General features: G+C 63.2%; 12 protein-coding genes. 7 read left to right on the top strand and 5 right to left on the bottom strand.

Going from position 1 to position 10,144, the window contains the following annotated elements; genetic code table 11:
- Both EN893_RS07215 and EN893_RS07210 read right to left on the bottom strand, forming a co-directional pair.
- Positions 1 to 460 (bottom strand): DMT family transporter (locus EN893_RS07215; RefSeq protein WP_164900747.1); only part of this gene is annotated, 460 nt, incomplete at its 3' end.
- A 190-nt stretch (positions 461 to 650) separates the two neighbouring features.
- Positions 651 to 1,058, bottom strand: a complete 408-nt coding sequence (locus tag EN893_RS07210; protein WP_127266505.1) for a DUF2000 family protein — start codon at positions 1,056 to 1,058, stop codon at positions 651 to 653.
- 49 nt (positions 1,059 to 1,107) lie between these two features.
- Here EN893_RS07210 and EN893_RS07205 point away from each other — a divergent pair, with 49 nt between their 5' ends.
- Positions 1,108 to 1,977 (top strand): AraC family transcriptional regulator, encoded by an 870-nt coding sequence (locus EN893_RS07205; protein WP_127266504.1) that lies wholly within the window; start codon positions 1,108 to 1,110, stop codon positions 1,975 to 1,977.
- A gap of 24 nt (positions 1,978 to 2,001) precedes the next feature.
- On the opposite strand, the gene EN893_RS07200 is transcribed toward EN893_RS07205, so the two are convergent.
- Positions 2,002 to 2,472, bottom strand: coding sequence for a MarR family winged helix-turn-helix transcriptional regulator (locus EN893_RS07200; RefSeq protein ID WP_127266503.1), 471 nt, complete (start codon positions 2,470 to 2,472; stop codon positions 2,002 to 2,004).
- A 66-nt stretch (positions 2,473 to 2,538) separates the two neighbouring features.
- Here EN893_RS07200 and EN893_RS07195 point away from each other — a divergent pair, with 66 nt between their 5' ends.
- Positions 2,539 to 2,724: a hypothetical protein gene (locus EN893_RS07195; RefSeq protein WP_127266502.1), complete on the top strand. Its 186-nt coding sequence runs from the start codon at positions 2,539 to 2,541 to the stop codon at positions 2,722 to 2,724.
- On the opposite strand, the gene EN893_RS07190 is transcribed toward EN893_RS07195, so the two are convergent.
- Positions 2,688 to 3,419 carry an intradiol ring-cleavage dioxygenase gene (locus EN893_RS07190; RefSeq protein ID WP_127266501.1) on the bottom strand — a complete coding sequence of 244 codons (732 nt, stop codon included), beginning with the start codon at positions 3,417 to 3,419 and terminating at the stop codon, positions 2,688 to 2,690. The genes EN893_RS07195 and EN893_RS07190 overlap by 37 nt on opposite strands.
- A 196-nt stretch (positions 3,420 to 3,615) precedes the next feature.
- Between EN893_RS07190 and EN893_RS07185 the strand changes: the two genes are divergently transcribed.
- Both EN893_RS07185 and EN893_RS07180 read left to right on the top strand, forming a co-directional pair.
- Complete coding sequence (locus tag EN893_RS07185) at positions 3,616 to 4,671, top strand: GTP-binding protein (protein WP_127266500.1); 1,056 nt, start codon at positions 3,616 to 3,618, stop codon at positions 4,669 to 4,671.
- Between the two features lie 256 nt (positions 4,672 to 4,927).
- Complete coding sequence (locus EN893_RS07180; RefSeq protein WP_127266499.1) at positions 4,928 to 5,902, top strand: WD40 repeat domain-containing protein; 975 nt, start codon at positions 4,928 to 4,930, stop codon at positions 5,900 to 5,902.
- A 6-nt stretch (positions 5,903 to 5,908) separates the two neighbouring features.
- Here EN893_RS07180 and EN893_RS07175 read toward each other — a convergent pair whose 3' ends face one another.
- The gene (locus tag EN893_RS07175; protein ID WP_127266498.1) at positions 5,909 to 6,361 is read right to left on the bottom strand and encodes a hypothetical protein; all 453 of its coding nucleotides are present in this window, start codon (positions 6,359 to 6,361) and stop codon (positions 5,909 to 5,911) included.
- Positions 6,362 to 6,517: 156 nt separating this feature from the next.
- Here EN893_RS07175 and EN893_RS07170 point away from each other — a divergent pair, with 156 nt between their 5' ends.
- The 3 genes from EN893_RS07170 to EN893_RS07160 all read left to right on the top strand — a co-directional run.
- Positions 6,518 to 7,897: an aspartate aminotransferase family protein gene (locus EN893_RS07170; protein ID WP_127266497.1), complete on the top strand. Its 1,380-nt coding sequence runs from the start codon at positions 6,518 to 6,520 to the stop codon at positions 7,895 to 7,897.
- A gap of 11 nt (positions 7,898 to 7,908) precedes the next feature.
- Positions 7,909 to 9,315, top strand: coding sequence for a glutamine synthetase family protein (locus EN893_RS07165; protein ID WP_127266512.1), 1,407 nt, complete (start codon positions 7,909 to 7,911; stop codon positions 9,313 to 9,315).
- A gap of 86 nt (positions 9,316 to 9,401) precedes the next feature.
- Positions 9,402 to 10,144 (top strand): putative DNA modification/repair radical SAM protein (locus EN893_RS07160; RefSeq protein ID WP_128361459.1); only part of this gene is annotated, 743 nt, incomplete at its 3' end.

The raw sequence follows: 10,144 nt of genomic DNA, 5'->3' as shown, positions 1-10,144 counted from the left end.
CGTAGAAGCAGTTCGACAGCATCGAGCCGAGCGCGAAGAGATGTCCGATGCCGAAAACGCCGACGCCCGGCCGGGTGATGATGAGGACGCCGGCAAAGGCCGCCAGGATGGCCAGCCAGCGCCGCCAGCCGGCCCACTCGCCAAGCAGCGGACCGGCCAGTGCCGTGATCACCATCGGCCCGAAGAAATAGATCGAGGTGGTCTCGGCCAGTTGCAGGGATTTGAGCGCCAGGACATTGAATATGGTCGATCCGAACAGGAACGCCCCGCGCAGGATATGCGCCGGCAGATTGACCGGACGAAACCGCACCGGTTGGCGCCAGCCGCGCAGCAGCGCGCCGACCAGCACGACATGCACGGCAAAGCGCACCCAGGCAACGACCAGCACGGAAACGCCTGCAAGGACGAGGTATTTGCTTGATGTGTCGAGGAAGGTGAAGAAGACATAGGTGGAAAGCATGCACACGATCGCCACCGGGGGCGTCGCGCTTTCTACATGTCTTTGGGGAGCACTCACTTGCAGGCCGGGTGGGAAGCTGGGCTGGAGCCCACCTTTGCGGGAATTGCCGGCTCCCGGCAAGCCAATTGTCGACTGCCGCGACATGAAAGCCTGCTGGCACAACAAGAGCCGCCGGCAGGTAGTGCCCTGGCTAGGCGTGCATGCGGGCGCCCTTGGTGATCTTGTCGACCAGCTTCTTGTCGGCGCGAAGCGCGATCCCGACCACCTTGGCGTCTTCAGGCGCGAATTCGGCGAAGACGGCGCGATTAGCCGCGTCAAAGCCGGTCGAAAACATTTCCTCGACATAGAGCGGGGTGGTCACGCCGCGCTCCAGCGTGCGCCGGTGGATCGTGCCCAGCGTCGTCTGGTCGGCGGACAAAACGATGACCGGCTGGATCGACAGCGGGTTGTAGAGATTGCCGGCGCGGTCGCGATAGGGTTCACCGATGATATCCGGAAACTGCGCGACGATGCCGCTGGTCAGGAAGGCGGTGACGTTGAGTTTCTGCCAGACCGGCAGATCCTCCCGGAGCACGATTGCAAATTTCGTATCGAACATGAGACACTGGCCATTCGGTTTGTGCCCCAATGCGAGGCTGAAGGAGACGATGTCGCACGATCTAGACAGCCAGGCCTTCAGGGGTCTTGGACGTTTGTGCGTCGATGCAGCGGAAAACTGCATCATCTCGGCCTCCGACCCCGCCGGCATGGAGCGTATTGAGGCGCGTTTCCATGGCAGCGCGTTCGACCTGCATCGCCACGACACCTACTCGATCGGGGTGACGCTGCACGGGGTGCAGACGTTTCGCTATCTCGGCGCTGCGCGCCACAGCCTGCCCGGCCAGATCATCGTGCTGCATCCCGACGAGTTGCACGACGGCGGTGCCGGCACCGAGGACGGATTGCGCTACCGGATGCTCTATCTGGAGCCGTCGCTGATGCTCGACTGCCTCGGCGGCGCTTCGCTGCCTTTTGTCAGGGATGGCGTGGTGACGGACGCCGCCTTTTGCGCAACGTTGCTTTCGGCGCTGGGGCCGCTGGAGCAGGAACTCGACGAGCTGTTCGTCGACGACTTCCTGGCGCAACTGATGCAAAGCCTGACACGGCATGGCGGCCAGTCGGCGAAGCCGATGACCAGGACGGCGTGGCGGGCGGCTGCGCTGGCGCGCGACTATCTCACGGAAAACCTGAACCGGCCGGTGCGTTCCGGCGAACTGGAAGCTGTAACCGGGCTTGATCGCTATGCCTTGTCACGGCATTTCCGTGCCGCTTTCTCCACCAGTCCACATCGCTTCCTGGTGATGCGCCGGCTTCAGCGGGCGCGGCGGATGATCGCCGCCGGCGAACCGTTGGCACAGATCGCGGTCGAAGCCGGCTTCAGCGACCAGAGCCATTTCACAAGGCAATTCAAGAAGGCGTTCGGCATGACACCGGGACGCTGGTCGTCGCTGATCCAGGGCTCTGCCGCGGCGGCTTGATCGCCTGCCGCAACAATCCACCGGTCAGTCGTCCGATTCGGCGTCGTCGTCGATGAGCACCAGTTCCTCGTTCGAGAGGTTGGCCTCGATGCGGGCAAGCAGTTTGAACAGCGACTTCTGGTCCTTCTTGTCGAGGCCCTTCAGCGCCTGCTTTTCGGTCTTCTTCACCGATTTCTCGATAGCGTGGATGATATCGCGGCCGGTATCGGTGAGGAAAATATGCGCCTGACGGGCGTCGGCCGAGGAGGCGCGTTTTTCCAGAAAACCCTGGGCTTGCAGCCGGTTGATTGTCTTGGTGATGGTAGGCGGGCGCACGCCGAGGCGTCCGGCAAGATTGCCCGGCGTCTGGCCGTCCTCACGGTCGAGCGCCAGCATGATCTGATCCTGGCCGGCATAGAAGCCGTGCGCCAGAAGCCGGGCCGCCAGCGCCGTTCTTGCCAGCCTTGCCGCCGAATGCAGCCGGCTCATTGTCGCAGTCTTATCCGCCTTGGCCATGGTCATCCCTCTTCGGCCGTACCGGTGCGGGCAGCATAGAGGCAGCCGGCCGGTTGGCAATCGACGATGAAAAAGATTCCGGAGCTTCAAACAGCTTTGCCGGCAAGCATTGTGGTGTCCGCCGTGGCTAATGCCAGATGTTTATTTCAGTTAGATGACAAACGAATTCCCAGCCGGAATTTTCGCCGCGAGCAAAGTGATGGAGTGACCGCCGCTCAGCCGGACTTCACCGCGATGATCATCAGCGCCTGATAGGCATCCTCCAGCTCGCGCAGCGCAGCCTGCGATTGCGGTCCGGCCCGCCTGGCTATGCCGTCCGCGGCATTCGAGGTGTCGCGCTCGCCCGACCGGTCGTTGTAGGGCGCGACAGCGGTGAAAATCTGCTCGCTGAGGCTGTCCGGGAAGAACAACTGTCCGGTCATCACCGAACTGTCGTCGGGAAAGACCTTGAAATGGATGTGGGTGGTGCGGCCGCGATACCAGCCGGGATAGATCGTGGCGAAGGAAACGATGCCACTCGCGTCGGTCCTTTGCCAACCACGCAGGAAGGTCTGGCCCGAGGTGTCGAGATCGCGGCCATCACCCTGTCCGGGATAGCCGGAATAGGCGCCTTGCGCGTCGCAATGCCAGATGTCGACACGAGCGCCGGCAAGCGGGCGGCAGCCCGCGTCGACAACCTGCAGCCGGACATTAAGGGCAATGCCCTTCTTGCCTTCGGTGACATCGGCGCGTTCTAGCTTCGGATCGAAATAGAACGGTCCCTCGGTCGCCTCGGGCGTGATGGTGCAGACACCGGCGCCGTTTTCGAACATGGCCAGTCCGGCATAGGGTGAAGTCTGGTCTGCTATCGCGGCGGCGGGCAGGAAGGCACCACCGCCGGCGGTGACCGCGATCAAACCGAGCGCCTGGCGCCGGCTCATTGAGAACGAGGATGGCTTGCCGGACATATCTTGCCTCTCGAATTGGCCTCTGTCGCCCTGATCTAGGCGATCACAACGGCTTTCGCCAACGATTCGGCAATGCAGCAAGCCGGTTTGGCCCATCGGTTTGCCCCGTGCAAAAGCCCGGCGCACATCCTATATGGAGCCGACATTCCCTTTTCTCAGGCCGAATTTCCGAGGCCCAGATAATTCGAGGCAAGCCATGAGCGACGCACAGACGCAGATCCCCGTAACCGTTCTCACCGGCTATCTCGGTGCCGGCAAGACGACGCTGCTCAACCGTATCCTGTCGGAAAACCACGGCAGGCGCTACGCCGTCATCGTCAACGAGTTCGGCGAAATCGGCATCGACAACGACCTGATCGTGGAATCCGACGAGGAAATCTACGAGATGAACAATGGCTGCGTCTGCTGCACGGTGCGCGGCGACCTGATCCGTGTCGTCGAGGGCCTGATGCGCCGACCCGGCCGCTTCGATGCCATCGTCGTCGAGACCACCGGGCTCGCCGATCCGGTGCCGGTGGCGCAGACCTTCTTCATGGATGACGACGTGCGCTCCAAGACCAGGCTCGACGCGGTGGTGGCGCTGGTCGACGCCAAGCACCTGCCGCTGCGGCTCAAGGATTCCAGGGAAGCCGAGGACCAGATCGCCTTCGCCGACGTCGTCGTGCTCAACAAGACCGACCTCGTCACATCAGAAGAGCTCGCCAAGGTCGAGGCGACGATCCGCGCCATTAATCCGGCGGCGAAGATCCACCGCACGACCCGAGCCGGCGTCGCCCTGACCGAGGTGCTCGATCGCGGCGCTTTCGACCTGTCGAGGGCGCTGGAAAACGACCCGCATTTCCTTGAGGCGCATGACGATCATCATGATCACGACCACGATCATGATGGCCACGATCATCACCACCATGATCATGACGGGCACCACCATCACGCTCATGCTTCAGACATCCATGACGTGACGGTGCAATCGGTATCGCTGCGCGGCGGCGAGATGGATCCGAAGAAATTCTTCCCATGGATCGAGAAGATCACCCAGATGGAAGGCCCCAACATCCTGCGGCTGAAGGGCATCATCGCGCTCAAGGGCGATGATGAGCGCTATGTCATCCAGGGCGTGCACATGATCATCGAGGGCGACCACCAGCGCGCCTGGAAGGACGGCGAGAAGCATGAGAGCCGGCTGGTGTTCATCGGCAGGGAACTCGACGCCGAGCGGCTGAAGAAGAGTTTTGACGCCTGCCAGGCGGCTTGATTTCCAGACTTTATAGCGCTAGCGCTGCCCCTCCTTCCTTCTCCCCTTGTGGGAGAAGGTGGCCGGGCGAAGCTCGGTCGGATGAGGGGTGTTCCAGCTTGGCGCTGACGGAGATCCGTCACCCACCCCTCAACCGTCTCGGCGCTGCGCGCCGATCCACCTTCTCCCACAAGGGGAGAAGGCCGGCCGCACCCAGCCGCGCTGGCGACCAGCGAGGTTAGACGACCAGCATAAATCTCGAATGGAATAATCTCCCATGCCAACAGTCGCCCCGCTTGATCTCGAAGGCCACTGCATCGCTGCCGTCTTCCTCGGCGACGTGCCGCATTTCGCGATGGCCGACGGCGCCGTCCATCGGCTCGACCATGGCCACAAGACAATTCAGGCCAATGACGGGGTGCTTGCCGCCTTCCATGATGCGGCCAATGACCGGCTGATCACCGGCGGCGAGGACGGCAAGGTGTTTTCCGTGAAAGCGGGCGGCGAGGTCACGGAATTGGCAAGCGCGGCCAAGAAGTGGATCACCAGCGTTGCCGCCGGGCCTCAAGGCGCCATCGCCTATGCCTCAGGCAAGACCGCCTTCGTGCGATTCGCCGACGGCAAGACGAGGGAATTCGTCCATCCGCGTTCGGTCGAGGGGCTGGCCTTCTCGCCCAAGGGCATGCGCTTCGGTGTCGCCCGCTACAATGGCGCGACGCTGCATTTCCCGGCCGCCGAGGGCAAGCCGGTGGAGCTTGAATGGGCCGGCGCCCACACCGGCATCACCTTCTCTCCCGATGGCGCCTTCCTCGTCACCACCATGCAAGAAAACGCATTGCACGGCTGGAAGCTCGCCGACGGCAAGCACATGCGCATGACCGGCTATCCCGGCAAGGTCAAAAGCCTGTCGTGGAGTGTGAAGGGCAAGTGGCTGGCGAGTTCCGGCGCGCCGGCGGCGATCGTCTGGCCGTTTTCAGGCAAGGATGGTCCCATGGGCAAGGCACCGCTGGAGCTCGGCACGCGCGGCAACGCCATGGTGACGGCTGTCGCCTGCCACCCGAGCCAGGATGTCGTTGCCGTCGGCTATGATGACGGCATGGTGATGGCGGTGCGTTTTGCCGACGCCAAGGAAGTGCTGTTGCGACGGCCGGGCAAGGGCGCCATCACCTCGATGATGTGGGACAAGGAAGAACGCCGGGTCGCCTTCGGCAGTGCCGCCGGCGATTGCGGCGTCATCGATATCACGGCCTGACCCCGCTCACTCCGCTCCGCACGACACCTTGCCGCTGATTTCAACCGGTTTGCCGTCCTGGTCCGTATCCGCCGCGGCGTCGTAGACGGCGAGCGTATAGCTCCCGTCGTAGACGCCTTCGTCGCTGGTCTTGGTCAGGATCGTCAGTTCGACCGAATTGATCTTTTGCGCGACCTCGTGCTCGCGATAGATGTTCAGCCGCAATTCCTTGCCGTCGAGCCAGTACTGCGTCAGGTTGGAATCCTCGAACACCGTCTTGCGCAGGCTGTCGCCGGCAGGCCGGCTCAGAATTTCGAGGTTGCCGCGAAAGTTGAAGGTCGGCCCGCCCATGCCTCTGGTGACGCCTGCCTCGACCTCGAATGTCGCCGCCGTGTCCTCGGTGGAGCACCAGATGCCACCCGACGCGAAGGCAGCGCCAGCCGACGACAGAAGCATTGCCACACACATGATCGTTCGCATTTTACCCCTCCACCTCAATTCCCGCTCATATTGGCGCTGACTTCGGCAGCACGGTCAAGCGCCGCCGCCAAAGGCTGAGCCAACGCAGGGCAGATGCGCGGCCAATTGCGGATGCGGACACGGATTGGCTAAGAGGGATCGACCAGAGGGGTTTTCATGCACAGCGACACGTCCAACACGTCCATCGGCGGCATCGGCCGCGACCGCATTGCCGATTTGCGCGAAGCCGAGGGGGCAGCCTTCCGCAAGGCGCGGCCAAAATCGCAAGCCAAGATCGGCAACGGCCTGCCCGGCTTCTTCGGCGGCGTCCCGATGCACTGGATGAACGATTGGCCGACGCCGTTCCCGATCCTGGTCGGCAACGCCAGGGGCGCTACGATCACGGATATCGACGGAAACAAGCTCGACGATTTCTGCCTTGGAGACACCGGCTCGATGTTTGGCCATTCGCCGCCGCCGGTGGCTCGCGCCGTCCGCCGCCAGGCCGGACGCGGCCTGACCTATATGCTGCCTTCGGAAGATGCGCTGGCCATTGGGCCGCTGCTGCAGCAGCGCTTCGGCCTGCCGTTCTGGCAGATCGCGACGACGGCGACCGACGCCAACCGCTTTGCATTGCGTGTTGCCCGTGCCGTCACCGGCCGCGAAAAAATCCTGGTCTTCAACGGCTGCTATCATGGCTCGGTCGACGAAACGATGGTGCGGCTGATCGACGGCAAGCCCGTCAACCGGCCGGGATTGGCGGGCGAGTTCCGCGACTTGACCCGCACGGCCAAGGTCATCGAGTTCAACGATGTTTCAGCACTCGAAGCCGCGCTTAGGGATAAGGACGTCGCCTGCGTCATCGCCGAGCCGGTGCTGACCAATTCCTGCATGGTGCTGGCCGATCCGGGCTACCATGACGCCCTGCGCAAACTGACACGCCAAACCGGCACGCTGCTTCTGATCGACGAGACGCACACGATCTCGACCGGCCCCGGCGGCTACACGAGGAAATATGGTCTCGACCCGGACTTCTTCGTGCTGGGCAAGCCGATCGCCGGCGGCGTGCCGGCCAGTGTCTGGGGCATGAGCGACGACGTTGCCTCACGCTACGCGGATTACAACAGGACCAAGGAGCCGGGCTATTCCGGCATGGGCACGACACTCTCGGCCAACCCGCTGCAGTTCGCGGCGATGCGCGCCACGCTCGAAGAGGTGATGACGCAGGAAAACTACGACCGCATGGATCATCTGGCGCGGCGGCTCGATGCCGGGCTGACCGGCGTGATCGATCGCTATCGCCTGCCCTGGCATGTTTCCCGCGTCGGCGCTCGTGTCGAGTTCATCTGTGCGCCCGGTCCGCTACGCAATGGCGCCGAGGCGGAAATGGCGCATGCACCGGAACTGGAGGCCGCCATCCATGTCGCGCTGGTCAATCGCGGCGTGCTGATCGCACCCTTCCACAACATGATGCTGATCTCGCCGGCGACCTCGGCTGCCCAGGTCAACCGGCTGATCACCGCCTTCGGCGCGGTTGCGGCGAAGCTTGCGGCATGAGACAAGCGGCGATGGACCACCCCAACGCCATGATAACCTCACCTTCGGGCTCGACACCTGCCGAGGCGCACGCCTTTCTCGGCGCCCATCCCGAGATCGAGGCCTTCGATATCGTGCTGACCGATGCCAATGGCGTCGGCCGTGGCAAGATCGTGCGCCGGCATGAACTGAAGAGCATCTTCGAGGGCGGCCGCCATATGCCGATCTCGATCCTCGGCCTCGACATCACCGGCGAGGATGTGCACGAGACCGGACTGATCTGGACGACCGGTGATGGCGACCTCAGGGCATGGCCGATCCCCGGCACGCTGGTGCCGCTCTACGGTACGAGCCCGCCCCGCGGCCAGTTGCTGATGGCGATGTACATGCTCGACGGCCGACCGATGTCGTCGGATCCGCGCCTGGCGCTGGCTCGGCAGGTGGAGATCCTGGCGGCCAAAGGTCTCTATCCGGCCGGCGCCTTCGAGCTCGAATTCTTCCTGCTGGCCAATGAGCGCGACGCCGACGGCAAGGTGCAGCCGGCGCGCGCGGTGCTCGATGGCCGCGTCTCGGGCAAGACCGAAGTGTATTCGGTCGACCATCTGCACGGCATGGAGCCGCTGTTCTCCGACATCTATGCCGCGGCCAAGGCGCAAGGCATTCCGGCCGAGACGGTGATTTCCGAATATGCGCCCGGCCAGTACGAATTGACGCTGAACTACCGCAAGGATGTGATGCGGGCGGCCGACGATCTGGTCATGCTGAAGCGGCTTGTGCGGGCGCAGGCGCGCCGCCACGGCGTCACCGCCTGTTTCATGGCCAAGCCGATCGAGAAATATGCCGGCTCGGGCATGCATTTCCATGTTTCGCTGCAGGACAAGGCCGGCCGAAACGTCTTTGCCGAAGCTGGGGGCGAGAGCTGGTCGCTGCCGCTGCTGCAGGGGCTCGGCGGCCTGATCCAGACCATGGCGGAATCGATGCTGGTGTTTGCACCGCATGCCAATTCCTGGCGGCGTTTCGTCTCGCAATCCTATGCGCCGGTGGCGCCGACCTGGGGCGTCAACAACCGCTCGGTGGCGCTGCGCGTGCCGGCCGGCGACGCCAAGAACCGGCGCATCGAACACCGGCCGTCCGGCGTCGACGCCAATCCCTACCTGATCGCCGCAACCGTGCTCGCCGGAATCATCAAGGGCATGGACGAAGGTCTCGATCCGGGACCCGAAACGACCGGCAACGGCTATGAGGCAGCGGTCACGCGCACGACCATGCCTGTCGACTGGCGCGCCGCGATCGAAGCGGCGCGGACGTCCAGCTTCCTGAAGAACGCGCTCGGCGAGGACCTGCACCGGACCTTCGTGGCGATCAAACAGTCCGAATATCTGCGGGTGGCACGCACGGTCAGCGAGTTGGATTACCACCTCTATCTGCACGAGGTTTGATGGATTCATGATGGGCGGCGATCACTTTTTCGCCGCCTCCATCAAATGAGGTAGCGGATCTCCTGTTTAGAACATATCATGAACAGATGAGCGCACTTACCGTCCGTGAAAAGCTGGCGATCCTCTCCGACGCCGCCAAATACGATGCCTCTTGCGCCTCTTCCGGTGCAGCGAAAAAGGACTCGCTGAAATCAGGCGGCATCGGCTCCACCGAGGGCATGGGCATCTGCCATTCCTATGCGCCGGATGGCCGCTGCATTTCCCTTCTCAAGGTCCTGCTGACCAATTTCTGCATCTACGATTGCAGCTATTGCATCAACCGCTCGTCGTCCAATGTGCGGCGCGCCCGTTTCACCGTCGACGAGGTGGTGAAGCTGACCATGGACTTCTACCGGCGCAACTATATCGAAGGCCTGTTCCTGTCCTCGGGCGTCGTCCGCTCGCCGGACGAGACCATGGGCGAGATGGTCGAGGTGGCACGCCGACTGCGCGTGGAGGAGAAGTTCTCCGGCTACATTCATCTGAAGACGATCCCGGAAAGTTCGGCGGAACTGGTCGAGAAGGCAGGGCTTTATGCCGACCGGCTATCGATCAATGTCGAACTGCCGACCGACGAGGGTGTGAAGCGGTTGGCGCCCGAGAAGAAGCCGGAGACAATCCGGCTTTCCATGGCCAGGCTGCGCCAGAAGATGGAGGAGAAGGCCGAGCCGACTTTGAAGACCAGAAAGCGCGAACGCTTTGCGCCGGGCGGCCAGTCGACTCAGATGATCATCGGCGCCGACAAGACATCCGACGACGGCATCCTTCACACCAGCGCGCGGCTCTATGG

Origin of the sequence: Mesorhizobium sp. M7A.F.Ca.CA.004.04.2.1 (genome assembly GCF_004022825.1) — a bacterium.
In the GTDB taxonomy this organism is placed as follows: Bacteria; Pseudomonadota; Alphaproteobacteria; order Rhizobiales; family Rhizobiaceae; genus Mesorhizobium.
Note: the sequence above shows the minus strand (reverse complement) of the source record. Positions and strands in the feature narration are given on the sequence as shown.